Annotated in this window: 23 protein-coding genes; 12 read left to right on the top strand and 11 right to left on the bottom strand. The window is 70.1% G+C overall.

What is annotated here, in order from left to right; all coding sequences use genetic code 11:
- Positions 1-29: 29 nt before the first annotated feature.
- From ACNI65_RS22695 to ACNI65_RS22685, 3 genes are all read left to right on the top strand, one after another.
- On the top strand, positions 30-890 hold the full coding sequence (locus ACNI65_RS22695) for an EamA family transporter (protein ID WP_416759568.1): 861 nt from the start codon (positions 30-32) through the stop codon (positions 888-890).
- 61 nt (positions 891-951) lie between these two features.
- Positions 952-1,449 carry a glutathione peroxidase gene (locus ACNI65_RS22690; RefSeq protein WP_416759567.1) on the top strand — a complete coding sequence of 166 codons (498 nt, stop codon included), beginning with the start codon at positions 952-954 and terminating at the stop codon, positions 1,447-1,449.
- A complete protein-coding gene (locus ACNI65_RS22685) occupies positions 1,446-2,591 on the top strand; it encodes a DUF2332 domain-containing protein (RefSeq protein WP_416759566.1) in 1,146 nt (381 codons plus the stop codon). Before ACNI65_RS22690 ends, ACNI65_RS22685 begins: the two co-directional genes overlap by 4 nt.
- A gap of 108 nt (positions 2,592-2,699) precedes the next feature.
- On the opposite strand, the gene ACNI65_RS22680 is transcribed toward ACNI65_RS22685, so the two are convergent.
- Positions 2,700-3,224 (bottom strand): BON domain-containing protein, encoded by a 525-nt coding sequence (locus ACNI65_RS22680; protein ID WP_416759565.1) that lies wholly within the window; start codon positions 3,222-3,224, stop codon positions 2,700-2,702.
- A 119-nt stretch (positions 3,225-3,343) separates the two neighbouring features.
- On the opposite strand from ACNI65_RS22680, the gene ACNI65_RS22675 reads away from it, so the two are divergent.
- Positions 3,344-4,681, top strand: coding sequence for a glutamate carboxypeptidase (locus ACNI65_RS22675; protein ID WP_416759563.1), 1,338 nt, complete (start codon positions 3,344-3,346; stop codon positions 4,679-4,681).
- Positions 4,682-4,778: 97 nt separating this feature from the next.
- Here ACNI65_RS22675 and ACNI65_RS22670 read toward each other — a convergent pair whose 3' ends face one another.
- Positions 4,779-5,180: a PaaI family thioesterase gene (locus ACNI65_RS22670; protein ID WP_416759562.1), complete on the bottom strand. Its 402-nt coding sequence runs from the start codon at positions 5,178-5,180 to the stop codon at positions 4,779-4,781.
- A 170-nt stretch (positions 5,181-5,350) separates the two neighbouring features.
- Here ACNI65_RS22670 and ACNI65_RS22665 point away from each other — a divergent pair, with 170 nt between their 5' ends.
- The gene (locus ACNI65_RS22665; RefSeq protein WP_416759561.1) at positions 5,351-6,544 is read left to right on the top strand and encodes an aromatic amino acid transaminase; all 1,194 of its coding nucleotides are present in this window, start codon (positions 5,351-5,353) and stop codon (positions 6,542-6,544) included.
- A gap of 112 nt (positions 6,545-6,656) precedes the next feature.
- Here the strand turns inward: ACNI65_RS22665 and uvrA are convergent, their stop codons facing one another.
- Positions 6,657-9,581, bottom strand: coding sequence for an excinuclease ABC subunit UvrA (gene uvrA, locus ACNI65_RS22660; protein ID WP_416759560.1), 2,925 nt, complete (start codon positions 9,579-9,581; stop codon positions 6,657-6,659).
- Positions 9,582-9,908: 327 nt separating this feature from the next.
- Between uvrA and ACNI65_RS22655 the strand changes: the two genes are divergently transcribed.
- From ACNI65_RS22655 to ACNI65_RS22645, 3 genes are all read left to right on the top strand, one after another.
- The gene (locus tag ACNI65_RS22655; protein WP_416759558.1) at positions 9,909-11,969 is read left to right on the top strand and encodes an alpha/beta hydrolase family protein; all 2,061 of its coding nucleotides are present in this window, start codon (positions 9,909-9,911) and stop codon (positions 11,967-11,969) included.
- Positions 11,970-12,167: 198 nt separating this feature from the next.
- Entirely contained in the window at positions 12,168-14,150 is a 1,983-nt protein-coding gene (locus tag ACNI65_RS22650) for a putative bifunctional diguanylate cyclase/phosphodiesterase (RefSeq protein ID WP_416759556.1), read from the top strand.
- 215 nt (positions 14,151-14,365) lie between these two features.
- Positions 14,366-14,548, top strand: a complete 183-nt coding sequence (locus ACNI65_RS22645) for a hypothetical protein (RefSeq protein ID WP_416759555.1) — start codon at positions 14,366-14,368, stop codon at positions 14,546-14,548.
- A gap of 113 nt (positions 14,549-14,661) precedes the next feature.
- On the opposite strand, the gene ACNI65_RS22640 is transcribed toward ACNI65_RS22645, so the two are convergent.
- Positions 14,662-15,039, bottom strand: coding sequence for a response regulator (locus tag ACNI65_RS22640; RefSeq protein WP_416759553.1), 378 nt, complete (start codon positions 15,037-15,039; stop codon positions 14,662-14,664).
- 307 nt (positions 15,040-15,346) lie between these two features.
- Here ACNI65_RS22640 and ACNI65_RS22635 point away from each other — a divergent pair, with 307 nt between their 5' ends.
- The 4 genes from ACNI65_RS22635 to ACNI65_RS22620 are packed head-to-tail and all read left to right on the top strand — an operon-like array spanning position 15,347 to position 19,747.
- On the top strand, positions 15,347-16,138 hold the full coding sequence (locus tag ACNI65_RS22635) for an MHFG family PEP-CTERM protein (protein ID WP_416759551.1): 792 nt from the start codon (positions 15,347-15,349) through the stop codon (positions 16,136-16,138).
- A gap of 35 nt (positions 16,139-16,173) precedes the next feature.
- Positions 16,174-17,535, top strand: a complete 1,362-nt coding sequence (locus ACNI65_RS22630) for a D-amino acid dehydrogenase (RefSeq protein WP_416763686.1) — start codon at positions 16,174-16,176, stop codon at positions 17,533-17,535.
- Positions 17,536-17,568: 33 nt separating this feature from the next.
- Positions 17,569-18,846 carry a serine hydrolase gene (locus ACNI65_RS22625; protein ID WP_416759550.1) on the top strand — a complete coding sequence of 426 codons (1,278 nt, stop codon included), beginning with the start codon at positions 17,569-17,571 and terminating at the stop codon, positions 18,844-18,846.
- Positions 18,839-19,747 carry a S66 peptidase family protein gene (locus tag ACNI65_RS22620; protein ID WP_416759548.1) on the top strand — a complete coding sequence of 303 codons (909 nt, stop codon included), beginning with the start codon at positions 18,839-18,841 and terminating at the stop codon, positions 19,745-19,747. The genes ACNI65_RS22625 and ACNI65_RS22620 overlap by 8 nt, the downstream gene beginning before the upstream one ends.
- Positions 19,748-19,827: 80 nt before the next feature.
- Here the strand turns inward: ACNI65_RS22620 and ACNI65_RS22615 are convergent, their stop codons facing one another.
- The 7 genes from ACNI65_RS22615 to ACNI65_RS22585 form a co-directional block, all read right to left on the bottom strand.
- Positions 19,828-20,250, bottom strand: a complete 423-nt coding sequence (locus tag ACNI65_RS22615; RefSeq protein ID WP_416763685.1) for an SWIB/MDM2 domain-containing protein — start codon at positions 20,248-20,250, stop codon at positions 19,828-19,830.
- Between the two features lie 274 nt (positions 20,251-20,524).
- Positions 20,525-21,994: a sulfite reductase subunit alpha gene (locus tag ACNI65_RS22610; RefSeq protein ID WP_416759547.1), complete on the bottom strand. Its 1,470-nt coding sequence runs from the start codon at positions 21,992-21,994 to the stop codon at positions 20,525-20,527.
- Positions 21,994-23,085, bottom strand: coding sequence for an FAD:protein FMN transferase (locus ACNI65_RS22605; RefSeq protein ID WP_416759546.1), 1,092 nt, complete (start codon positions 23,083-23,085; stop codon positions 21,994-21,996). Before ACNI65_RS22605 ends, ACNI65_RS22610 begins: the two co-directional genes overlap by 1 nt.
- On the bottom strand, positions 23,085-23,933 hold the full coding sequence (locus ACNI65_RS22600) for a DUF4198 domain-containing protein (protein ID WP_416759545.1): 849 nt from the start codon (positions 23,931-23,933) through the stop codon (positions 23,085-23,087). Before ACNI65_RS22600 ends, ACNI65_RS22605 begins: the two co-directional genes overlap by 1 nt.
- 41 nt (positions 23,934-23,974) lie before the next feature.
- Positions 23,975-24,511: a DUF2271 domain-containing protein gene (locus tag ACNI65_RS22595; protein ID WP_416759543.1), complete on the bottom strand. Its 537-nt coding sequence runs from the start codon at positions 24,509-24,511 to the stop codon at positions 23,975-23,977.
- Between the two features lie 121 nt (positions 24,512-24,632).
- A complete protein-coding gene (locus ACNI65_RS22590) occupies positions 24,633-25,268 on the bottom strand; it encodes a PepSY-associated TM helix domain-containing protein (protein WP_416759542.1) in 636 nt (211 codons plus the stop codon).
- On the bottom strand, positions 25,265-25,945 hold the full coding sequence (locus ACNI65_RS22585) for a Fe2+-dependent dioxygenase (protein WP_416759541.1): 681 nt from the start codon (positions 25,943-25,945) through the stop codon (positions 25,265-25,267). The genes ACNI65_RS22590 and ACNI65_RS22585 overlap by 4 nt, the downstream gene beginning before the upstream one ends.
- Between the last annotated feature and the right edge of the window lie 62 nt (positions 25,946-26,007).

Raw genomic sequence — 26,007 nt, 5'->3', positions numbered from 1 at the left:
CCTCCCCCTCTGTCCCTTCCCTGTTCCCGATGCCGATCCTCGCCCTGATGCTCAACGCCACCATCTGGGGGCTGTCCTGGTGGCCGTTCCGCCAGTTCGAGGGGGCCGGCATGCACCCCCTGTGGACGACGGTCATCCTCTACACCCTCTCGTGGGTGGTGGTGATCGCGAGCCAGCGGGGGGCGGTGTCCGAATGGCTGCGCTCGCCCGGTCTGTGGCTGGTGACGCTGGCCGCGGGCATGACCAACACGGCCTTCAACTGGGGGGTGTCCACCGGGGATGTGGTCCGGGTGGTGCTGCTGTTCTATCTGATGCCGCTGTGGGCGGTGCTGCTGGCGCGGGTGGTGCTGGGCGAGCCCCTGACCGCGATGGCCGGGCTGCGGATCGCCCTGGCCCTGGGTGGCGCGGCGACGGTGCTGGCGCCCTCGGGCGGCGGCTGGCCGCTGCCCTCCAGCCTGCCGGACGTGCTGGGGCTGGTCGGCGGCATGACCTTCGCGCTCAACAACGTGCTGCTGCGCCGGGAGGCCGCGCGCAGTCCCGGGGCGCGGGCGCTGGCGATGTTCTCCGGCGGCGTGATGGTGGCCGGCCTGTCCGCGACGGCGATGGCCGTGGGCGGCCTGGCGCCGTGGCCGTCGCTGCCCGGGGCAGTCTGGCTGTTGCCGCTGGCGGGGATGGCGCTGCTGTTCTTCGTGTCCAACCTGTCGCTGCAATACGGGGCGGCGCGGCTGCCGGCCAACGTGACGGCGGTGGTGATGCTGACCGAGGTCCCGGTGGCGGCGATCTCGGCGCTGCTGCTGGGCGGCGGCACGCTGGACGGCCGCACTGCGGCGGGCGGCGCGGCGATCCTGGCCGCGGCGATGCTGGCGGCGCTGGAGCGCCGGCGCGCCTGACGCGGCGGGTCGCGCTAGGATGCATCCCGGCCCCATCGGGCCCCAACGAGGAGGTCCCCCCATGAGCGCCAATGGCAAGACTGCCTTTGACTTCGAAGCCACGAGCATCACCGGCGAGCCCGTTGCGCTGTCCCAGTACCGGGGCCGTGTGCTGCTGGTCGTCAACACGGCCAGCGAGTGCGGTTTCACCCCGCAGTTCAAGGGTCTGGAGGACCTGTGGCGCGACTTCCAGGCCCGCGGGCTGGTGATCGTCGGCTTCCCCAGCAATGAATTCGGCGGCCAGGATCCCGGCAGCAATGACGAGATCGCCTCGTTCTGCCAGCTGAACTACGGGGTCAGCTTCCCGATGATGGCCAAGGTCAAGGTGAACGGCGGCGAGGCCCACCCGCTGTGGCAATGGCTCAAGGGCGAGAAGCCCGGGATCCTGGGCACGCAGGTCATCAAGTGGAACTTCACGAAGTTCCTGGTCGGCCGTGACGGCCAGGTGCTCAAGCGCTTCGCGCCCAACGATTCGCCGGACTCGATCCGCGGCGAGATCGAGGCGGCGCTGGCCAGTTGAGCACCGAGGCCGACATCGAAGCGATGGATGAGGCCCTGGGCCGCATCGCCCACCACTTCACCCGCTTCGCCGAGATCGACGGTCAGGACGACGCGCTGTACTGCGCGCTCGCGGCCGCGATCGCCGACGATCGCGCGCTGATGACGCTGCTGCTGGACGCGCCGGCGACGCAGCGCAAGCCGGTGCTGTTCTTCGCGGCGCTGCACGATCAGATCCTCGCCGGCGCAGCGGCGGGCGACTCGCATCCGCTGGCCGCGTATTACGCGAGCGTCGGCGGGACGCGGGCCCCGGACGCCGAGCTGCCCGGCGCGCTGCGCGACTTCGTGCGACGCGAGGAGCCGGCGCTGCGCGCGCTGATCCGCGATCGCACGACCCAGACCAACGAGACCGGCCGCTGTGCGGTGCTGCGTCCGGCGCTGCAGGCGCTGGCAACACGGTTCGGCGGCACGGAGCATGCACCGGTCGAGCTCGCGCTCTTCGATTTCGGCTGCAGCGCGGGCCTGAACCTGGGCGTCGACCGCTATGCCTATGACGACGGCGTCGACTTCACGCCTGGCATCGACGACGACGCGCCGGTGATCTCGACGGTCTGGCGGGGCGAGCGGCCTTCGGCGCTGCTCGGCACGCCGCGTTGGCGGGCGCCGCATCGGATGGGCGTGGACCTGCAGCCGATCGACCCTGCGGACGAGAGCGCCGCGCGCTGGCTGCGCGCGTGCCTGTGGCCCGGCGATGCTTCCCGGCGCGAGCGGCTGGACCGGGCGCTCGCCGATGCGCGACGCCACCTGGTGCCGCTGCGGCGCACCGGGGACGGCCTGGGCGAGCTGGAGCGGTGGATGGACACGCTGCCGTCCGGCGTCACGCCGGTGATCGTCAACGTCTGGGTGCTGTTCTATTTCGATCCGCCGGCGCTGCAGGCCTACACCGAGCGCATCGGGCAGCTGGTCCGCGATCGCGGGCTGGTCTGGATCAGCGGGGAGCTCGCCAAGCGCTCGCCGCTGGCTTCGGCGCCGAGCGCGCCGCCGGGCGAGCCCGCCGATACCGGCACGCTGTGGACGCTGCAGTGGCGCGATGACGGCGAGGTTCGGACCGAGGCGCTGGCCTGGTCGCATGCGCATGGGCGCTGGATCGCTTGGCTGGACTGACACCCTCTCCTGCGGAGCGGGAGAGGGAGGGGTGAGGGCTCTTCGAAGGGCACCGTGCGCCGCCACGAGCCCTCACCCCAACCCCTCTCCCGCTTCGCAGGAGAGGGGCTATGGCACCACCCGCAGCTCGTTGACCACGGACTCGACATCGTCGATCTGACGGACAAGCTGCTCCAGCGCGGCGGCCTCGTCGGCGTCGCGCACGCAGCCCTGCAGCCAGACCCAACGCCGTTGGCCCAGCGCCCAGACGCTGGTCGTCGCGTCGAAGCGCCCGTCCGCGGCCACCGCCTTCTGCACGCGCGGGATGATCTCCTTGTCGTAGAGATACGCGTTGGCCAGCCGGCAGCGGCCGCTCTGGAAGCAGCTCGTCCCACGTTCGATGCGGCCATGTGCCTGCGCCTTCGCCTCGGCGTCGGTCAGCAGCGGGCCCGGCGGCACCGGGCAGGCCGAAGGCGGGATCGCGGAGGTCAGCTGCACGAAGGGGTCGTCGAAGACGTTGCGGCGGACCTCCTCGGCGAGTGCCGCCGCGCTAGCCAGCGTCAGGCTCAGGCACAGCGCGATCCGAGCGGCCGCCCAGCGCCCGCTGCGTGCGGGAGCGCACGGTGGCGGGGCGATTGGCGGCGGTCGTCGCATGGGCGCGAGCTTGCCCCATCGCTTTCGAGCCTTCAAGCCGCGCGCGATGCTGGCTAGGATGGCCCGTCGCCCGCTCCGGCGGGGCGCGGCGCCCCTCACAAGAACGCTTGGAGACCCCGATGTCCGTGTCGATGACTGCTTCCTTCCCTCGACTGCGCCCGGCCGTGCTCGCGGTGGCCGCCATGGCCGCGATGGCCGCCACCAGCGCTGTCGGCGTCCGCGCCCAGACCGTGCCCGAACTGCAGGCGCTGGCCGCCAAGGAGCAGCCCGTGCTGCTCAAGACGCTGCAGCAGCTCGTTGAGATCGAATCCGGCAGTTCCGACCGTCAGGGCCTGGACCGCATCGCCGGGGTCATCGCGCAGCGGCTGCGCGATCTCGGCGGCCAGGTCCAGCTCGTCGATCCCGACACGACGATCGCGTCGCCGACCTCCGATGCCGGCGACGGTCCGGCCAAGGTCGGTCAGATCGTGCGCGCCTCCTTCAAGGGCGGCAACGCCAACGGCAAGCGCCTGATGCTGATCGCGCACATGGACACCGTCTATCAGCGCGGCGGCCTCAAGCAACAGCCCTTCCGCATCGACGGCAACCTGGCCTATGGCCTGGGCATCGCCGACGACAAGCAGGGCGTGGCCACCATCCTGCATGCGCTGGCGATGCTCAAGGCGATCGGTTTCAAGGATTACGCCGAGATCACCGTGCTCATCAACGGCGACGAGGAGATCGGCTCGCCGGGCTCGCACGCGCTGATCACGAAGCTGGGCGGCGAGCACGACGCGGTGCTGTCCTTCGAGGGCGGCGGCGGGCCCAACACGCCGGACACGGTGCGGCTGGCCACCAGCGGCATCGCCTCGGTGGACCTGAAGGTCAAGGGCCGGTCCTCGCATGCGGGCGCGGCGCCGGAGCGCGGCATCAACGCGTTGTACGAGATGGCGCATCAGATCCTGCAGACGCGCGATCTGTCCGATCCCAAACGCGGCCTGCACCTGAACTGGACGATGGCCAAGTCGGGCTCGGTGCGCAACGCCATTCCCGAGCGCGCCGAGGCCAACGGCGATGCGCGCGCGGATCGGGTCGCCGACTTCGACGGGCTGGAAGCGGAGTTGCGCAAGCGCATCCAGAACAAGCTGATTCCGGATGCCGAGGTCACGCTGACGTTTGACCGGCGCCGTCCGCCGCTGCAGGCCACGGACGCCTCGCGCGCGCTGGCGGCCAAGGCCAAGGCGCTGGCGGAGGAGCAGAAGCTGGAGCTCGTGGTGCGCGACCGCCCGACGGGCGGCGGCACCGATGCGGCCTACGCGGCGCTGGCCACGAAGGCGCCGGTGATCGAGGGATTGGGCGTGCGCGGTTTCGGCGCGCACAGCAGCGACAGCGAGTACGTCGTCGTCGACGCCATCGCGCCCAAGCTCGTGCTCGTCACGCGGCTGGTGATGGCGATCGGGAGCGGCAAGGCGCTCTGACGATTGCCTCGGTGGCTCAGGGACGGCATGGCTTGGGGTTTTGCCGCTGGCCGGCAAGGGCCCATGCCATGGCGGCCAAGCGCTCCGAAGGTGGCAGTCAGGCCTTCGGGTACAGGACCATCTGCGTGCAGCGGAACAGCGCGATGGTCTTGCCGTTGTGGGTGACGGTAGCGTCCCAGACCTGCGTCGTGCGGCCCATGTGCACGGCCACGGCGGTGCATTCGATGACGCCGTCGCGCGCCGTGCCCAGGTGGTTGGACTTGAGTTCCACCGTGGTGAAGTTGCTCGCGCCCTCGGGCAGCGACGCGATGCAGCCGTAGCCGCAGCAGGTGTCGGCCAGCGTCACGACGCTGCCGGCGTGCAGGTAGCCGTTGGGCGCCATCACCTGCTGGGCCACCGGCAGTCGCGCGAAGACGCGCCCCTTCTCGACCTCGACGATTTCGATGCCCATGTGGCCGGGCAGGCAGGCCGCGCCGCGCGCGTTGAAGTCCTGGATCATGTGATTCTTGAATGCATGTGCATCGGGTGATGCGAAGCCGGCATTGTCGTCGGGCTGTATCGGTGCGCGGCCGCCAGGGCTGTTCCGGTGCGCGCGCACGCGGCTGGGGATAATGGCCGGCGCCGCGCGGCTGTCGCCACGGGGCCTTTGTCCACCGTGGAGTTCCCAGCATGTTCCAGCACGTCGACGCCTACGCGGGCGATCCCATCCTGAGCCTCAACGAAGCGTTCCAGAAGGATCCGCGCACGCAGAAGATCAACCTGTCCATCGGCATCTACTTCGATGACGACGGTCGCATCCCGATGCTGGATTCGGTGCGCCGGGCCGAGCTGGCCGTGGTGGAGCAAGCCGGCGCGCGCCCCTACCTGCCGATGGAGGGCGCCGCCAACTTCCGCACCGAGGTGCAGAAGCTGCTGTTCGGTGCCGACAGCGAGGCGCTGAAGTCCAACCGGGTCGCGACGATCCAGGGCGTGGGCTCCTCGGGCGGCCTGAAGGTCGGCGCCGACTTCATCAAGCGCTACTTCCCCGACAGCGCGATCTACCTCAGCGACCCGACCTGGGACAACCACCGCGCGGTCTTCGAGGGCTCCTACATCGAGTGCCGCAGCTACCCGTATTACGACGCCAAGACCGGCGGCCTGCGTTTCGACGCGATGCTGCAGGCGCTGTCCGAGGCGCCCGCCCGTTCCATCGTGCTGCTGCACGCGTGCTGCCACAACCCGACCGGCGTGGACCTGACGCAGTCGCAGTGGGACGCGCTGATCCCGGTGCTCAGGGAACGTGAGCTGATCGCCTTCCTCGACCTGGCCTATCAGGGCTACGGCGACGGCCTGGAGCAGGACACCTTCGCCATCCGCGCGCTGGCCGCGGCGGGCCTGAGCTTCTTCGTCGCCAACAGCTTCTCCAAGAACATGAGCCTGTACGGCGAGCGCTGCGGCGCGCTGTCGGTCGTGTGCCCGGACGCGGCGCAGGCGGCCAACGTGCTGGGCCAGCTGAAGTTCACCATCCGCCGCAACTACTCCAACCCGCCGATGCATGGCGGCCAGGTCGTGGCCAAGGTGCTGGGCGATCCGTCGCTGCGCGCGCTGTGGGAAGGCGAAGTCGAGGAGATGCGTGAGCGCATCCTGGCCATGCGCAACGCGCTGTTCGAGGTCATCACGGCCAAGATCCCCGGCCGCAACTTCGACTACTTCCTGACCCAGCGCGGCATGTTCAGCTACACCGGCCTGACGCCGGAGCAGGTCGATCGCCTGCGCGAGGAATTCGGCGTGTACATCCTGCGCTCGGGCCGGATGTGCGTCGCGGGTCTGAACACGCGCAACGTCGAGGCCACCGCGAACGCGATGGCGGCTGTCCTCTCTTGAGGATCTGAGGATCTGAGGATCTGAAGAGGAGCAGGGACCGCGGCCAGGAGGCCTCGGTCCCGCCCCGGGCACCGACAAGGCGTCCGATGAGGCGCCCGATGAGGCCTCGGGCTCAGCCCCGCGCCAGCAGGGGCTTCAGGTAGCGCCCGGTGTGGCTGGCCTCGCACTCGGCCACCTCCTCGGGGGTGCCGGCCACCAGCAGGCGTCCGCCGCCCGAGCCGCCCTCGGGGCCCATGTCGATCAGCCAGTCGGCGGTTTTGATCACGTCGAGGTTGTGCTCGATGATCACGATCGTGTTGCCCGCATCGCGCAGCTGGTGCAGCACCTTGAGCAGCAACGCGATGTCGGCGAAGTGCAGCCCGGTCGTCGGCTCATCCAGGATGTAGAGCGTGCGGCCGGTGTCGCGCTTGGAGAGTTCCAGCGCCAGCTTCACCCGTTGCGCCTCGCCGCCCGAGAGCGTCGTGGCGCTCTGGCCCAGCTTCACGTATCCCAGGCCCACGTCCATCAGCGTCTGCAGCTTGCGCGCCAGCGTCGGCACCGCGCTGAAGAAGCCCAACGCGTCCTCCACCGTGAGCCCCAGCACCTCGGAGATGTTCTTGCCCTTGTAGAGCACCTCCAGCGTCTCGCGGTTGTAGCGCTTGCCGCCGCAGGTGTCGCAGGGGACATAGACGTCGGGCAGGAAGTGCATCTCCACCTTCAGCACGCCGTCGCCCTGGCAGGACTCGCAGCGGCCGCCCGCGACGTTGAAGCTGAAGCGGCCGGCGCCGTAACCGCGCTCGCGCGCGGTGGGCATCTCGGCGAAGAGCTCGCGGATCGGCGTGAACAGGCCGGTGTAGGTCGCCGGGTTGGAGCGCGGCGTGCGCCCGATCGGGGACTGGTCGACGTTGATGACCTTGTCGAAGGCGTCCATGCCGTCGATCTCGTCATGCTCGGCCGGCTCGGCGTGGCTCTGGTACAGCTTGCGCGACACGGCCGCGTACAGCGTGTCGTTGACCAGCGTGCTCTTGCCCGAGCCCGACACGCCGGTCACGCAGGTCAGCAGCCCGACGGGGAACTCGGCGGTCACGCCCTTGAGGTTGTTGCCGCGCGCGTTGACGATCTTCAGCGTGCGCGGATCGGCGCTGTCCGCGAGCGCATGGCGCTTCTTCGGAACCTCGATGCGCTCGACGCCGCTGAGATAACGGCCGGTGGACGACTCCAGATTGGCCGCGACTTCCTCGGGCGTGCCTTGCGCCATGATGCGGCCGCCGTGCACGCCCGCGCCCGGACCCAGGTCCAGCACGTGGTCGGCGGCGCGGATCGCGTCCTCGTCATGCTCGACGACGAGCACCGAGTTGCCCAGGTCGCGCAGGCGGCGCAGCGTGCCGATGAGCCGATCGTTGTCGCGCTGGTGCAGGCCGATGCTGGGCTCGTCCAGCACGTACATCACGCCGGTCAGCCCGGAGCCGATCTGCGACGCGAGCCGGATGCGCTGCGCCTCGCCGCCCGACAGCGTGTCGGCGCTGCGGTCCAGGCTCAGGTAGTTCAGCCCGACGTCGTTGAGGAAGTGCAGCCGCGAGGCGATCTCGCGGATGACCTTGTCGGCGATCTCGGCCTTGGCGCCCTTGAGCTTCAGGCCCTCGAAGTAATGCAGCGCCTCGCGCAGCGTGGCGTGCTCGACCTCGTAGATCGGCTTGCCGCGCTCGCCGTCGGCGGCCTCGGCCGGTTGCAGCAGCACGTTGCGCGCCTCGCGGCGCAGGCGCGAGCCTTCGCAGTGCGGGCAGGGCTTGGCGCTCTGGTACCGGGCGAGCTCCTCGCGCACCGCGGCCGAATCGGTCTCGCGGAAGCGGCGCTGCAGGTTGGGCAGGATGCCCTCGAACGGGTGCGAGCGCTTGACCGTGCGCTTGCGCCCGTTGGCGCCCTCGGCCTGGTAGGTGAAGCTGATCTCGTCCTCGCCGGAGCCCTGCAGCAGGACCTGTCGGGCCTGATCGGGCAGTTCCTCGAAGGGCAGCTCGATGTCGAAGTCGTAATGCTTGGCCACCGACTCGAGCATCGAGAAGGTGTAGGCGTTGCGCCGGTCCCAGCCCTTGACCGCGCCGCTGGCCAGGCTCAGCGTCGGGAAGGCGACCACGCGTTCCGGGTCGAAGACGGTGACCTGACCCAGGCCCTCGCAGGACGGGCAGGCGCCCACCGGCGAGTTGAACGAGAACAGCCGCGGCTCGAGCTCCGGCAGCGAGTAGCTGCAGATCGGGCACGCGAACTTGCTGGAGTAGATGGACCCGGTGCCGCTGTCCATGTTGAGCACGAGCGCGCGGCCGTCGGCCAGGCGCAGCGCGGCCTCGAAGCTTTCCGCCAGGCGCTGGCGCAGCGAGTCGGCGCTGTCATGGCGCAGCTTGATGCGGTCGACGACGACGTCGATGTCGTGCTTCTCGGCCTTCTTCAGCGCGGGCAGCTCGGCGACCTCGACGGTCTGGCCGTCGACGCGGAAACGTACGTAGCCCTGCGCCTGCAGGTCCTGGAAGAGCTCGATGAACTCGCCCTTGCGGTCGCGCACGACCGGCGCGAGCACCATCAGCCGGGACTCGTCGGGCATGGCGAGCACGGCGTCGACCATCTGGCCGACGCTGGACGCTTCCAGCGGCAGGTGGTGGTCGGGGCAGAAGGGCGTGCCGGCGCGGGCGTAGAGCAGGCGCAGGTAGTCGTGGATCTCGGTGACGGTGCCGACGGTGGAGCGCGGGTTGTGGCTGGTGGCCTTCTGCTCGATGGAGATCGCCGGCGACAGGCCCTCGATCACGTCGACCTCGGGCTTGTCCATCAACTGCAGGAACTGGCGCGCGTAGGCGGAGAGGCTCTCGACGTAGCGGCGCTGACCTTCGGCGTACAGCGTATCGAAGGCGAGCGAGGACTTGCCCGAGCCCGACAGCCCGGTGATGACGACCAGCTGGTTGCGGGGCAGGTCGACGTCGATGTTCTTGAGGTTGTGGGTGCGCGCGCCGCGGACGCGGATCATCGGCGCCTCGCCGACCGCTCCGGTGGCGCGGCCCAGGGCCTGTGCCATGTATTTCCCGGCGTCGTTATCCGGACGATCGGAAGTCGGACGATCGGAAGTCGGAGGAGCGGCGGGCGGGACGGACGTGGGCATGGGCGAACGGGGCGGACGGGCGCGAGCGCCGGGACTGCGGAGGCGAACTCGACATGATAGGCCTGCCGTCAAGATCGCGCTTCGCACGGTCTCACCCCGAAGGGTGTGGCGCGGGGGCCGACGGGGGGCCCTCCGAAGGCGGTTTCTCAGGGTTGTCACCCCGGTGTCACAGGGGAGGGGCCCTCCACAATCGCCGGTCCGGCAGAGCCGGATCAAGACGTTGGAGATGGAGGACAACGAGCAATGCGAACGAAGTATCTGCGCCTGACCCTGGCGCTTGCCGCGGCCCTGGGCGCCGCGACCCCCTGGGCCACCGCCCAGACGACTCCGGCCCCGGCCGCCGATGCCAAGCCGCCGATCGCGGATTTCTTCCGCCAATCCCAGATGAGCCGCCCGATCCTGTCTCCGGACGGCAAGTTCATCGCCACGGTGGTGCGCGGCAAGGACGAGAACGGCGTGCTCGCGATCATCGAGCTCGACAACCCGCGCAACGTGAAGGTGGTCGCGGGCTTCGGCGACGCCGGCATCGGCACCTACGCCTGGGTCACCGACGATCGCCTGATCTACACCGCGGGCGCCACCGACAAGGGCAACGAGCGCCAGCTGCAAGGCGGCGGCCTGTGGTCCGTCAAGCGTGACGGCAGCGACACCCGCCCGCTGATCCATGCCAAGTTCGGCCAGCAGGGCGAGACCGGCTCGCGCACCGCGCAGCGCATCCTCGATCCGGACTGGGCGTACGCCGGCCTGATCGCCGATGGCAGCAACGACGTGCTGGTCATCAACGCCAAGGGCAACATGCGCGGCGAGCTGGAGAACGTGCGACTCGCGCGCCTGAACGTCGAGAACGGCATTCGCCGCTTCATCGACGAGGGCGCGCCGCCCAACGCCGTGGGCTGGCAGGTGGACGTGACCGGCAAGCCCTGGGGCCTGATCGTCAGCCGCGATGACCGCATCGCGACTTACGTGAAGGACGCCGACGACAAGTGGGTCGTGCTGCAGGAAGGCACGCAGAGCGAGCCGCCGGTGTCGCCCGCGATCTCCGATGGCAAGGACCTGCGCCTGATCTCGGCCCGCATCAGCAGCGACGAGGCGTCGCTGTACAAGATGGATCCGGTCACGCGCAAGATCGAGAAGCAGCCGCTGATCTCCGCCAAGGGCTACGACATCAACCCGACGCCCATCGTGGACCGCGACACCAGGCAGATCCTGGGTGTGGACTACGACACCGATGCGCCTGGCACCGTCTGGTTCAACGCCAAGCTCAAGGACTGGCAGGCGAAGATCGACAAGCAGCTGCCCGGTCGCGTCAACATGCTCCAGTGCGGCGCGTGCCTCACCACGTCCCGCGTGCTGGTGACCTCGTTCTCGGACACCAATCCCGGCGAGTTCTATCTGTATGACGGCGCTGCCGACAAGCTGCAAGGCCTGGGCGCCAGCCGTCCCTGGATCAAGCCGGCGCAGATGGGCCAGCGCGACATGGTCCGCATCAAGGCGCGCGACGGCATGGAGTTCCCCGTCGTCGTGACCATGCCGCGCGGCAAGGCCACGGGTCCTCGCCCGGCGGTCGTGCTGGTGCACGGCGGTCCCTGGGTCAAGGGCACGAGCTGGGCCTGGTCGCCCGACGCGCAGTTCCTGGCCTCGCGCGGCTACGTCGTGATCGAGCCCGAGTTCCGCGGCAGCGAGGGCTACGGCTACAAGCTCTTCCGCGCCGGCTGGAAGCAGTGGGGCCTGGCGATGCAGGACGACGTCAGCGACTCGCTGAAGTGGGCCGTCAGCAAGGGCTGGGTGGACCCGCAGCGCGTGTGCATCGCCGGCGCGAGCTACGGCGGCTACGCGACGCTGATGGGGATGATCAAGGACCCGGACCAGTACAAGTGCGGCATCAGCTGGGTCGGCGTGACCGACATCGACCTGCTGTTCGACATCCACTGGAGCGACTCGTCCGACTCGAGCAAGAAATACGGCATGAAGGCGCTGGTCGGCGACCAGAAGGCCGACGCCGAGCAGTTCCGCAAGACCTCCCCGGTCAAGCGCGCTGCAGAGCTCAAGCAGCCGCTGCTGCTGGCCTATGGCGCCAGCGACGACCGCGTGCCGCTCAAGCACGGCACCGACTTCCGGGGCGCCGTCGAGTCCGCCGGCAACAAGAACGTCGAGTGGGTCGTGTATTCGGACGAAGGCCACGGCTGGCGCAAGCTGTCCAACAACGAGGACTTCTGGGCTCGTGTCGAGAAGCTGCTCGCCAAGACCATCGGCACCGCGCCGAGCGCCGCCACCCCGGCGCCGGCTCCGGCCACCGGCCAGTAAGGCACCCCGGCCGGCTCCCCGCCGGTCCGGGTCTTGCCCGTCGGCAACCGATCCACCCGCCCCCCCGCAGTTCGGGGAGCAAACACGATCGGCTGCTGACTTTGCCTCGCCGTCCCGGGTTTCCTGGGTTCGGCGGGGTGCCCCGAATCTCCTTCGGGGTGCAGAATCGTGCGGATCCCCGTTCCCCCGCCGCACGCCTTGATCAAGCTCCACGTCCCGTCCCTGTCCCTGCGCAGCGTCATCCTGCTGGCGGTGGTCATCGGGATCGCGGCGCCCGCGCTGGCGCTCGTGGCCTTCAGCGACGCCTTCATCCGCCGCAGCATGGAGCCCGTGCTGGAGGGTCAGCGCGCGGCCGTGCTCACCCTCGCCGCCAATGGCCTGGCCGAGCCGCTGTGGACCGTCGACAGCCCCGCCGTGCAGCGCGCGCTGGATCAACTGCTCTCTGACGTGAACGTCTGCGCCGTGGAGCTCAGCGAGGAGCGCGCCGACACCCGTGACATCGTGCGCACCAAGTGCAGCGCCGGTTGGCCCACGGTCACGCTGGCCGCGACCATCCAGCGCGAGGGCCAGGTGCTGGGCAGCCTGCGCGTGCAGTTCGACGACGCCGCCCAGGAACGCATGCTCGAGGAAGGCCGCCGCCAGACCGCGCTGATCGTGGCCGTGCAGGTCGCCGTCGGCGTCGGCATCGTGCTGCTGGTCTTCTACCTGCGCATGGTCCGCCCGATCGACCGCCTCAAGCGCCTGGCCAGCGCGATCGCCGAGCGCCAGCCCGTGCCGCGGCTGCGCTGGAACCGCAAGGACGAGCTGGGCCAGCTCGGCGTGCACCTCGATCAGATGGGCCAGCAGATCGCCGGACTGCTCGCCGACATGGAAGGCAAGAACGCGCAGCTGCATCAGCTCGCGATGTACGACCACCTCACCGGCCTGCCCAACCGCACGCTGTTCCGCGAGGTCTTCCTGCACGAGGCCGCCGTGGCTCGGCGCGACCAGACGCACCTGGCGCTGCTCTTCGTCGACCTGGACCGCTTCAAGGCGATCAACGACTCGCTGGGCCATGCCGCGGGCGACCGCATGCTGCTGCAGGCCAGCGAGCGGCTGCGCCAGGCGGTGCGTGAATCCGATCTCGCCTGCCGCGTCAGCGGCGACGAGTTCCTGCTGCTGATGCGCGATTCGAGCGAGCACGTCGCGCCCGCGGCGCAGCGGCTGATCGAGGCGCTCAACGCGCCGCTGCAGCTCGAGGGCGGCGTGGCGAGCGTGTCGGCCAGCATCGGCATCGCGCTCTTCCCGCGCGACGGCGAGGACTTCGACACGCTGGTCCGGCATGCCGACCTGGCGATGTACCGCGCCAAGCAGCTGGGGCGCTCGCGCTACAGCTTCTTCCAGCAAGACATGGACGCCGCGGCCGTGCAGCGCCTGGAGCTGGAACGCGAGCTCAAGCTCGCGCTGGAGCGCGACGAGCTGCTGCTGCATTACCAGGCCGTCGTCGACGCGCGCACCGGGGCGTGGTCCGGGCTGGAGGCGCTGATGCGCTGGCAGCATCCGCAGCGCGGGCTGGTCATGCCGGGCCACTTCATCGAGCTGGCCGAGGAGACCGGCCAGATCCTGGACCTGGGCTGGAGCACCATCGAGCAGGCCTGCGCGCAGCTGGCGCGCTGGAAGGCGACGGGGCGGCATCCGGGGCCGATCTCGATCAACCTGTCGGCGCTGCAGTTCCGCGAACCCCGCCTGGCCGAACGCATCGCCGACGCGATGCGCCGCCACGCGGTCAGCCCCGGCGAGCTCGCCATCGAGCTGACCGAGAGCACGCTGCTGACCGACACCGACACGGTGCTGCACACGCTGGCGCGGCTGTCGGAGCTGGGCCTGAGCCTGTCGGTGGACGACTTCGGCACCGGATATTCGTCGCTGGCCTACCTGAAGCTGCTGCGTCCGGCGCGGCTCAAGATCGACCGCGCGTTCGTGCGCGACCTGCCCGCCAGCGCCGACGACCGCGCGCTGGTGCGCGCCATGATGGGCATGGCCGAGGCGCTGGGCATCGACGTGGTGGCCGAGGGCGTCGAGACCGAGGCCCAGCGCGACGCACTGCTGGCGCTGGGCTGCTGGCAGCAGCAAGGCTATCTGTACTGCCGGCCGCAGCCGGCGGCGGCGCTCGCGGAGCGGCTCGCGCCCTGGCCGGCCTGATTGGCCTGATGGTCCCGGCGGCGCTGCCGCCTTTGCGGTCCCGGGGCGCCCGGCCTGCTGCAGACCCCCCCAAACTTCCATTCAGCCCGTCGAGCGGCATTTCGGCGCGCGATTGCGGCAATTCGTCGCCTGCCCGTGGTGAACGCGCGGGGCGGCGCGCACAGTCCATCCTCATCGATCTTTCCCAGGACAGGAACGCACCGCAGGGGACCACCATGAACGACGCCGCCAAGACCTTTCTCACCGCCCTGACCGCCGTGGCCAGCGCCGCCGTCATCGCCTTGTGGCTGGCGGATGTGAACGAGGCCATGCGTCCTTCACCGACCCTGCCGCTGCACTGGGCCGAGCAGACCGTGCCGGGACCTCAGGCCGAAGAGGCCAGCAAGCCTCGCGGTTGACCGCGGGACCTGCGCTCCGAAGACGCCACGCTTCCCCCCGGCATTTCGAAGCCCGCCTGACCAGCGGGCTTCTTTTTTGTTTCGGAAGCCCGCCTGACCAGCGGGCTTCTTTTTTAGAGCTTCTCGAGCGCGGCGCGCAACTGCCGCACGTCGATCGGCTTGAGCCAGTAATCCTGGAATCCGACGGCGCGGGCGCGCTGGCGCTGGTCGTCCATCACGTCGGCCGACAGCGCGATGCAGCGCAGCGACGCCAGCCGGGCATCGGCGCGCACCAGCGCCATCAGCTCCAGGCCGTTCATGTCCGGCAGGTTCATGTCCATCAGCACCAGCGTGGGCGTGATACGGGACAGCATCTCCATCGCCTGCGCCCCGGTCTCCGCGACATCCAGCGTCCAGCCGGGCATCAGGCGGAAGACTTCCTCCATCAGCACGATGTTGATGCGGTCGTCCTCGACATACAGGACGTGGCGGGCGGCGGTGGGGGACGACATGGTGACTGCAGGCGGGAGACTGCGCACGATACCAGCGAATCCCCGGGCTGCCAGCGTTGTCCATGCCACCGGTACTTTTACCGGCGGTGTGCGATCTGTGAGATCCCTGTGACAAAAACCACGCTCGCACACACCCTCGGCTGAGGGGGAGGCCCGGAGGCGTCGGGCTTGCGCTCCCTACACTGCCGCCAACCCTCGTCACATCCGGTGATTCAAGACAACGGATGGATACAGGGATGACTGCCGGCAAGGCTTGACCCCGAGGAGATCCTCTCCCGGAGGCGGCCGCCGAAAAAAGAGAACTGTCATGTCGTTGGTGGCTGCGATTGCGATGGCCGCGTCCACGGTGACGCTGCCGAACTGTTCCTGGGACCGCCCGGGCGTGAATCCCTTCATGGGGGATCTGGTCGCGGCCGTGGATCGCTACAAGGACATCCCCGCCGCGACCCGCGCCAAGCTCAAGGCCCGCATGACCGCGCGCCAGTACGACGAGATCGTCGACATCCACCGCGACAGCATCGTCGGCCGCTACGAGTACGGCAGCGAGATCCGCGACATGCACTTCGGCGCCGGCTCGGTCTGCAAGACGGTCACGCGCTCGAAGTGGACCGAGCAGACGCTGGAACGCGGCCTCGTGTACTGCGAGGACGGCCAGTGCATCCTCGTGCCGACGGTGTGTCGCAACGTCAGCCGCATCGCGCGCGGTGCGCTCAAGCCGCCCGCCGGTGGCGCGCAGACCGCGAAGAACGAAGAAGAACCGCTGATGTTCGAGCCGCCCGCGGCCGGTGCCACGGACGGCGGCGGCGGCGATCCGGGCAGCTTCTCGCGCACGGCCGGCCTGCCGCCGACGGCGACCTCGTCCTCGGGCGCCAGCCTCATCACCCCGGGCAGCGGCGGGAGCGTGGGCACCAGCCCCGGCCCGACCGTCACCGCGCCGCCGGTGATCACGCTGCCGCAACTGCCGCAGGGCGGCAATGGCGGCGGCATCGTCGTGCCGCCGATCACGCCGGGCGTGCCCGAACCCCAGACCTGGCTGCTGTTCGCGCTGGGCCTGGGCGCGCTGGCCGTCGCCGCGCGCCGCCGCGTCGCGGCCCGCTGATCGCGTAGAGCGTCCGCAGGACGCGCTCGCCGGGCATCGCCCTTGCGAGCATTCAACAAGGTTATGGATCCCGGCGCCGCTTTCATTGGCTGACGCCGGCCCGAATCCGTACCCTCCCGGACCATTCAAGAATGATTTCGTCCGGGATGAAGCAACTCGTCGTGATCGGTGGAGGCGTCGTGGGCGTCACCACCGCCTGGGCCCTGGCGGAGGCGGGGCATCGGGTGACGCTGGTGGAACGCGATGCCGCGCTGGCCACCGGCGCGAGCCGGGCCAACGGCGGGCAGCTCAGCTACCGCTACGTGTCGCCGCTGGCGGACGCGGGCGTGCCGCTCAAGGCGCTGAAGTGGCTGCTGGATCCCGATGGACCGCTGCGTTTCAAGCCCGACGGCACGCTGACGCAATGGCGCTGGCTGATGGCCTTCCTCGCGCATTGCCGCGGCCCGATCAATCGCCGGACCACCGAGCGGCTGCTCGAGCTCGGCGCTTTCAGCCAGCAGTGCTTCGCTGAACTGCAGCGGCATGCGGCGCTGGATGCGATCGCGCTGCGCTCGCCGGGCAAGCTCGTCGTGTACCGCCAGGCGGAGGAATTCGCCCGCGTCGCCGCGCGCACCTCGGCCGGCGGACCCGAACGCGCGCTGACCCGCGAGGAATGCCTCGCCATCGAGCCCTCGCTGGGCGACGGCGGCGCGGAGTGGCTCGCCGGCGGCATCTTCACCTCAGGCGAGGCGGTCGCCGATTGCCATGCGCTCACCGTGCAACTGGGCGAGCGGCTCGCGCGTCATCCCAACTTCCGGGGTCTGGTGCAGGCGCAAGCCACCGACTTCGTCGTCGAGGGCGATCGCGTCGTAGCGCTGAGGACGGATAGCGGCGAGCTCGGCGCCGAGGGCTTCGTGCTGGCCGCCGGCCTGCACAGCGCGGCGCTGGCGGCGCGCGTCGGCGTGCGGCTGCCGCTGTATCCGCTCAAGGGCTACAGCCTGTCGGCGCCGATCCACGGCGTGCATCGGCCGCCGACGGTCAGCGTCACCGACTTCGAACGCAAGACCCTGTACGCGCGCATCGGCGACCAGCTGCGGGTGGCCGCGATGGTGGACCTGGTCGGCGACGACACCCGCATCGATCCGAAGCGCCTGGCCGCGCTGCAACGCAATGTGCGCGAGACCTTCCCCAAGGCCGCCGACTACGACCGCGCCGTGCCCTGGGCCGGGCTGCGGCCGGCCACGCCCAGCGGCGCGCCGATGCTCGGTCAGACGCCGCTGCGCGGCTTGTGGCTGAATGTCGGCCATGGCGCTCTTGGTTTCACCTTCTCCTTCGGCTCGGCCCGCATCGTGGCCGACCTCGTGTCCGGCAAGCCCAGCCCGATCGCGCTGGACGGGCTGGCGCTGCGTCCGGCCTGAGGCCGCGCGATGACCCCACCCGCGACACCCGCGATGCCTGCGATGTCCGCGGCCGCGCTCGCGCAGGCGATGCGCGAGGCGGTGCTCGCGCAGGACTTCGGCGCGACGCCCGACTCGCAGGATGAGGGTCGTCCGATCCGGCACTTCCCCAGCATCGATCTCGCCGTTGTCGCGTTCCCCGAGCAGGGGCCGCCGGTCGCGGCGAACGTGCTGTTCTCGCGCGAGTTCCCGCAGGGCCTGATCGCCGAGCTGCCCGCTGATGCAGGCGCCGCGCGCAACATCCGCTATCTGGCCGATCAACGCGATGGCGAGGGCCACTCGATCGCGTGGCGGCCCGACAGCGACTGGTCCGCTATGCGCTGGACGCCACTGGCCGGCGAGGCCGGTCCCGGCGGCGGGCGCGTTGTCGCGCCGTATCCCGCGTCGCTGCTCAAGCTGATGCTGCTGGTCGGCGTGGGCCGGCTGGTCGATCAGGGCCGCGCGACCTGGTGGCAGCCGCTCACGTATGGCGGTCGCGAACGCGTCGTGGCCGACTGGGCCTACGACATGGTCACCTGGAGCAGCAACGAAGCGACCTCCGCGTTGGTCACGCTGATGCACGCCGCCGGCGCCATTCGGCGGGATCAAGGGCGTGAGGTGCGCAACGAGCTGCACACGCTCTTCGCGTCGCTCGGGCTGACGACGCTGCGATTCGCCAACACGACCGCGGAAGGCGGTTGGGGGAACGGGTCGGGATCGGGTGTCGGTCAGATCCAGATGACGGCCTGGGACACGGTGCGGCTGTTGTGGTGGCTCGATCCGACGGCGCCGGCCGCGCCGTGGCTCGATGCGAAGGCACCGCGTCTGTCCGCCGAGAGCCGCAACCAGGCGATGCACGCGCTGCAGGACCAGGCGCTGCACGAGGTCTTGTCCAGCGGCGCGCTGGGCGGCGTGCCTGGCTGGATCCCCGGCATGCCGGCGCGCTTGCCCGACCGGTGGCTGCAACCCGACGGCTCGCTGCATGCGGGCGAGGTGTCGAAGTCCGGTGACCTGCGCCGTTTCGCCAGCGGCGGCGAGGTCTGGTTCGCCCACAAGACCGGCAACACGGAGAACTACACGGCCGACGCCGGCATCGTGCACGGCATCGCGCCGCGGCGTCGTCACTATCTGATCGCGCTGCTGAGCAACCTGGGCGCGCGCTACGCGCCGCATCCGGCCTGCGCGACGACCTGGCGCATTCCCGCGCTGGGCGCGGCGATCGATGCGCGGCTCGCGCGGTGGCTGGAAGGCAGAGCGCAGCATGAAGCACCTGATGGAGCGCCGCATGGCTGACGATCAAGTGCTGTTGCCGCCGCTTCCTGAGCATGCGTGCCTGGGCGTGATCGCGCCCGCCGGTCCGCCGCGCGAGGGCACGCTGGAACAGGTCGTGCCGATGATCGAGCGGCTCGGATTCCGCGCGAAGGTGTTTCCCGGATGCGCGGGTCCCGCGTTCCTCGGGCATCTGGCGGCGGACGACGCGCGCCGGCTCGCCGACCTGCATGAAGCGCTGGCCGATCCGCAGGTCGATGCCGTCATCGGCCTGCGCGGCGGCTACGGCTGCATGCGGCTGCTCGATCGCATCGACCGCGCGACGCTGCGCCGTTTCCCGAAGCCGCTCATCGGCTACAGCGATCTGACCGCGCTGCACGCGCTGCGGCAGCAGCTCGGAATGGCCGGCTGGCATGCGCCGATGCCGGCGTCCGACTGGCACAAGGGCGAGGCCGCCTGGGACGATGCGCGCGCGCTGGCCGATCGACTGCGCGCGGGCTTGCGCGTGGGGGATGCGCTCGGTCCGGCGCTGCCCGGTCATGCGCTGTATCGCGGCCATGCGCCGGTGCGCGGCGTGTTGAGCGGCGGCAACCTGGCGGTGCTCGCGGCGCTGCTGGGCACGCCCTTCATGCCGGACTTGCGCGGTGCGATCCTGTTCCTGGAGGACGTCGGCGAGGATCCGTACAAGATCGATCGGCTGCTGTGCCAGCTGCGATTGAGCGGCGCGCTCGACGAACTGGCCGGCGTCCTGCTGGGCAGCTTCAGCGACGCGGACGCGCCGGACGAGGTGCTCGCCGACTACTTCGGAGAGCTCGGCGTGCCGGTGCTCGCCGGATGGCCGAGCGGCCACACGACGCCGAATTTGCCGCTGCCCATCGGGCTCGCGGTGACGCTGGATCCGATCGCGCGCACCTTGCGCGTCTGATGCGCGCCTGAGCACGGACGCAAAAAAGCCCGCGCGAGGCGGGCCTTGTCCTGAACGCGAAGGGCCTGACGGCCCCGCGTTCAATCCTTCAGATGGCTGTTGATCAGACGGGTCATCTCGAACATGTCGGCCTTGGCCTTGCCGAAGATTTCCTTCAGCTTCGCGTCGGCATTGATGACGCGCTTCTGCGCAGCGTCTTGCAGGTTGTGCTTCTTGATGTATTCCCAGACCTTCTTCACCACGTCGGTGCGCGGCAGCGGCTTGTCGCCGACGATCGCGGCCAGCGCGGGGCTGGGGGTCAGGGCCTTCATGAAGGCGGCGTTCGGGGTGCGCTTCTTGGCGGGAGCGGCGGCCTTCTTGGCCGGGGCCGCCTTCTTCGCCGGAGCCGCTGCCTTCTTCGCCGGGGCCGCCTTCTTCGCCGGAGCGGCGGCCTTCTTCGCCGGAGCCGCCTTCTTCGCCGGAGCCGCCTTCTTGGCGGGCGCGGCCTTCTTCGCAGTTGCCATTTCGATTCTCTCCATCAAGGGTTGTTGATGTGCCGGGCCCTGGTGAAGGTCTGACGCCTTCGGTACTCGTTGGCACCCTGCGCGGGCAATGGTACTGCGCACCTCTGCCATTGAGAAGGCTTTACCAGGGGAGAAAAGCCCCTCGAGTCAACGCCGCGGCCCGTGTTTGTCGCGCTCGCGCATCAATCGCCGCATGTCCGACACGCCTATGGCATCGCCGCCTACGGGGTTCCCCGTGGTTCGTCGGGGCAGGGCAGTGGGGTGGCCGGACGGCTCAGTAGACGTCGCGTCGATACCGGCCGTCACGAATGAGCGCATCGACCTCGGCCTCGCCGAGCGTCTCGCGCAGCACCGCGTCGACCGCGCCGGCCATGCCTTGCAGGCTGCCGCAGACGTACAGCGCGGCACCGTCCGCGACCCATTCGCGCAGGCGCTGCGCATGTCGCGCGAGCAGGTGCTGCACGTGGATGCGCTCGTCCTGATCGCGGGAGAACGCCCAGTCGGCATGGGCGATCAGACCGTCGCGCTGCCAGGTGTCGATCTCGTCGCGGTAATGCGCGTCGTGCGCGGACTGGCGTTCGCCGAAGAGCAACCAGGCCGGGGCCGGCGACACGTTGTCCGCATGCGCCGTGTTCATGCGGGTTTGCGCGCGGGACTTCAAGTGCGCGCGCAGACCGGCGAGTCCGGTGCCGTTGCCGATGAGGATCAGCGGCCGCGCCGCGTTGGCGCCGATACGGAAGCTCGCATGGGCGCGCAGCCGCAGCGCGACCGTGCCTTCCAGTGCCAGCTGCTCGGTGAGCAGCCCCGACGCGCGCCCCGGCGCACCGTCCTCACGCGAGGTCCGTCGCACCATCAACTCCACCGCGCCATCGGCCGGCAGTGAACAGATCGTGTACTCGCGCGGCCGTGATGCGTCGGCGTCGCCATCACCACTGGCATCCGCATCGGCATTGGCGTTCGCCGCGGGCAGCACCTGGACGAGATCGCCCGCTTCCCAATCCGGAAGCGGCGATCCATCCGCCGGCGTCAGCGCGAGGTGGAACACCGGTCCGCCCTGACTGCCTGGATTGAGATGACGCCGCACGCGCAATCGCCACGGCGAGAAGACCGGCGCCTCCCATTCGGCCAGGTCGGCGGTGCCCGCGAAGTGGCTCAGGTGCTGTCGCCAGGTCGCGAGCGCAGCCGGATCGGAACGGTCGGCCTCGATGCGATCGAACATCGACTGCGCGCCGCGCTCGCGCAGCCACGTGTCGAGCGCGCGGCCGAAACCGCAGAAGTGGGTGTAGGTCGCGTCGCCGAGCGCGAGCACGCCGACCTGCAGCGCCGACAGGTCGATCAACGCGGTGGCATCGTCACCGTCGCCGGCCGCCATCAGGTCGCGCGCGAACGGCGCGGCGCTGTCGGGCGCGTCGCCCTCGCCGTAGGTCGAGGCGATGAACAGCGCATGGCGCGCGTCCTTCAATGCCTGCGCATCGATCTCGCCGAGCGCGGCCACGCGCACCGGCATGCCCGCGAGGTGCAGCGCCTTGGCGGTCTGCCAGGCGAGTTCCTCCGCCTGACCGGTCTGGCTGGCGTGCAGCACCAGCACCGGAGGACCGGAATCCGCCGCGGGCAGCAGCGCGGCGGATTCCGCGGCGGCCAGTTGCTGACGGCGGCGATGGCGCCACCACACGGCGACGCACATCAGGGCATAAAGCGCGAGCAGCAGCAGCGCCGCGGCGGGTCGGGACAGGATCGCAGTCATCAAAGCATCAGCGCGCGCATCGCGGCGGAGAAGCGCTCCTCGAAGCCGCCGCCTTCCTCGGGCGCGCGGCGGCGCACCAGCATCGCGGCCAGGCCGAGGCGATCCGCGAGCGCGAGGCCCTCGTCGGGGCCCAGCACCATCAGCGCGGTCGACCAGCCATCGGCCCACATCGCGCTGTCATGCACGACGGTCACCGACGCGAGGCCGTGGGCCACCGGTCGCCGCGAGCGCGGATCGATCGTGTGGGACATCCGGCGGCCATCGGCCCCGGCGAAGAATTTCCGGTAGTCACCCGAGGTCGCCACCGACAGACCGTGCAGCGCGATCCGCACCGGCGCGAGGCCGCAATCCGGCGCGGGCGGTTCCAGGTCGACCCACCACGGCTGACCTTCCGGCTTGAGCCCGGCACCGCGCAACTCGCCGCCGATCTCCACCAGGTGATCGGGCAGGCCGATCGCGCGCAGCACCGCCGACACGCGATCCACCGCATGGCCCTTGGCGATCGCCGACAGGTCCAGCGTCGCGCCGCCCGGTTGCGTCAGCACGCGTCGCGCGCTGTCCCAGGGCAGGGCGTTCCAGCCCAGATGCACCCGCGCGCAGGCCTCGTCGGAAGGCGCGCGGAAGTCCGGCGCGTCATGCCGTGGCGACAGCGCGGCGTCGCCCGACGCGCCGAATCCCCACAACGCGACGAGCGCGCCGGCGGTGGGGTCGTAGGCGCCGCCGCTCTCGGCCGCGACATGCAAGGCCGCGTCGACGACCGTCGCGAAACCCTCGGGCAGCGGATGGGGCGAGCCCGCCGGTGCGCGATTGAATCGGCTCAGCGTGGAGTCGGACGCCCAGTGGCTCATCTCGGCGATGACCTCGTCGCAGGCGTGCGTGATGGCCGCCTCGATCGCGGCCCGGCGCAATCCGGCCGGACCGACCGCGCGCACCGACCAGGTCGTGCCCATGGTCTCGCCGGCCAGCGCATGCACGACCTGGCCGAGCGCGGGCGGCTCGCCGTCGATGCGCAGCGGCACCAGCACGCGCGGCTCCAGCACCGGGCTCGCGCCCGGGGCCGTCTCGCGCAGGCGGGTCCCGCCGGCCGCCATCACTTGGGCAGCACCTCGAAGGTGGCGCTCACGCTGGCGCGCTGCACCGGCGCTTCACGCGTGCCGGCCGGCGCGTTGGGGCCACGGGCCGGGCCCGCGCTCGCGCCGAGGAAGTAGCGTCCCGCTTCGGTCCACTGGACGGTGAACTCGCCCTTGGCATCGGTCTTGAGCTCGACCTCGCCGAACTTGTAGCGGTAGCGGTTGCCTTCGCGGATCAGCTTGAGCTGCACGTCGGCCGCCGGCTTGCCGTCCAGCACCAGGCGGAACTTCGTCTTGTCGCCGTGGCTCAGGTCGGTGACCGGGCCCAGCGGCAGCAGCTCCAGGCCGTCGCCTTCGGGCTTGAAGTCGACCTTGCCGGCGTCCTCCTTGCTGACGAAGGTCTGCTGGCGGTTGGTCATGACGGTCAGCGCGGTGATTTCCGCATCGGCCGGCACGTCCTTGGCGAAGGTCTCCTTGGTGCCGCGGAAGCGCTTGGTCTCGCCGCCCTGCTTGTACGAGCCCATCAGCGACTGGCTGACGTTGCTCACGCGCCAGGTGCCGTCCTGCGTGAGCTTGACGTCGAAGCTCTCGCGATGGCGCGCGGCGCTGCGGTTCTCGGCCTCGACGGTCTTGCCGTCGGGCGCGGTGATGCGGACCGTCTCCAGCTTGAGCGCGCGCTCGAAGTTGAAGAGGTCCTCGGAGACCGCGGCGTCAAACGACGCCACCGGCTCCTTGCCGTCGAAGGCCGCCTTGTTGGGCAGCAGCCAGGTCATGTGCGCGTGCGCGGCCATGGGCAGCAGCGCGGCGATGGCCAGGGCCACCGGGGCGACGCGGGTCGAGAAGCGGGCAGCGATCGAAGTGTTCTTCATGGTGAGTTCCTCCGGGTCTTGTTCGCGGGAGCTGATCGGGATCAGGGCTTGACGGTCAGTTCCAGCGCGCCGAGCTCATGCTCGCCCTGCGCCTTCTCTGTCGCGGCGGCCTTCACCGGCCAGTTCAGCGGCAGGCGCTGCACCTCGCGGCCGCCCGCCTCGCGGCTGGACTCGACCACCAGCTCGTACTTGCCCGGGGGCAGGGCGGCCAGCGCGGGATGCGTGTCCAGCGAGATCGCGTGCTCGCCCGGCGCGCGCGTGGCGGCGCTGACGCCGTCGGCGGGCACGGTCAGGTTGCGGCCGCCCTGGCGCCACCACTGGCGCATGTCCTTGAGCCACTTGGTGCCGGCGTTGTTCTGCTTCTTGGTGTCGTACCAGACGGCCAGTTGCGCCACGGCGGGACCGGACTCGCCGGCCTTCTCCACCCAGACGGCGATGTAGGGGCGGTGGTACTCGGCGACGTTCAGGCGGGGCACCTCCAGCTTGAGCTGCACGGTGGCGGCCCAGGCGGACGAGCCGGTGGCCAAGGTGGCCAGGGCACCGATCTGGAGAAGGGAACGACTTGCGGAGCGATTCATGGTCGAGTCTCGGGTTGGAGGTCGGGAGGATCCTGGCGGCGGCTCGGAACGGAAAACAACACGGTAAGGAAACAAGGCGACGCGGCCCGTCGCAAGAGGCGACGAGCTCGCGTCGGGTCGGTCAATGGATCAGCAGCAGCGCCAGCAGCGCCGGGATCACCAGTCCCAGGCCGACCAGCGGCCAGGTGCTGGGCCGGCTGACCGCGTGGAACTTCAGGATCAGCAGACCGGTGATGGAGAAGATCAGGCAGGCGACGGCGAAGATGTCGATGAACCAGCTCCAGGCCACGCCGGCATGGCGGCCCTTGTGCAGGTCGTTGAGGTAGGAGATCCAGCCGCGGTCGGTGTCCTCGAATTCGATCTCGCCGCTGTCGCGCGCGATGCGGACCCAGGCGTCGCCGCCGGGACGGGGCATCGCGAGGTAGATCTCGTCGCGGTTCCATTCGGCCTCGCGGCCGTCGATCGCGCGGCCCAGTTCCTTGGTCAGCCACTCGCGCACCGGCGCGGGCACGGCGGCCTTGCTGTCGGCCTCATTGGCCGAGCGGGGTTTGAGCGGCGCGGCCAGCTCGGTGGGCAATTGCGCGGTCTTGCTGACGATCGCCGGCTTGGATTCGATGTCGGCGGCGTGGTTCAGCGTGATGCCGGTGACCGCGAACAGGATCATGCCGATCAGGCACATCGCCGAGCTGATCCAGTGCCATTGATGCAGCTGCTTGAGCCACGCGGCGCGCGCGGCGGGTTTCTTCTCGCCGCTCATGTCTCGGCCCAGAGTCGCAGGAGGTTGTGATAGTGGCCGGTGAGGGCGGTGGTCTCGGCGTCGTCACCGAGCCGGCCGCGCAGCTTCTGCACCGTCTGGTCGAGCTCGAACAGCATCGCGCGACGCGCGTCATCGCGGATCAGGCTCTGCGTCCAGAAGAACGAGCACACGCGCGCGCCTCGGGTCACCGGCGTCACGCGGTGCAGGCTGGTGCTCGCGTAGACGATCAGGTCGCCCGCGGGCAGCTTGACCTCGTGCGTGCCGTAGGTGTCGATGACCTCGAGCTCGCCGCCGTCGTACTCGTCGGGCTCGCTCAGGAACAGCGTCGAGGAGACGTCGCTGCGCAGCGGCTGGTCCGAGCCCTGCTGGCGCATGATCGCGCCGTCGATGTGGAAGCCGTACTGCTCGCCGCCCTCATAGCGGTTGAACAGCGGCGACAGCGTGCGCAGCGGCAGCGCCGCGGAGATGAACTGCGGATGGCGCGCCAGCACCTGCCGGATGTGCGCGCCGATCTCGAGCGCGGCCGGGTGGTCCACCGGCAGCTGGCGGTTGTGCTTGACCTTCGCGCCCTGCTCGCCGACGGTGGCGCGGCCATCGGTCCAGTCGGCGGCGTCGAGCAGCCGGCGCATCTCGCGCACGTCCTGCTTGGAGAGCACTTCGGGAATGTGAAGAAGCATGTCCGGAACGATTCAATTCAAGAGGCCAGGACGGACGAAGGCCCGCCCCCGCTAGGACGGGG

Source organism: Roseateles sp. So40a (genome assembly GCF_048081605.1).
In the GTDB taxonomy this organism is placed as follows: Bacteria; Pseudomonadota; Gammaproteobacteria; order Burkholderiales; family Burkholderiaceae_C; genus Roseateles.
This window is presented reverse-complemented; position numbering and strand designations above follow the sequence as displayed.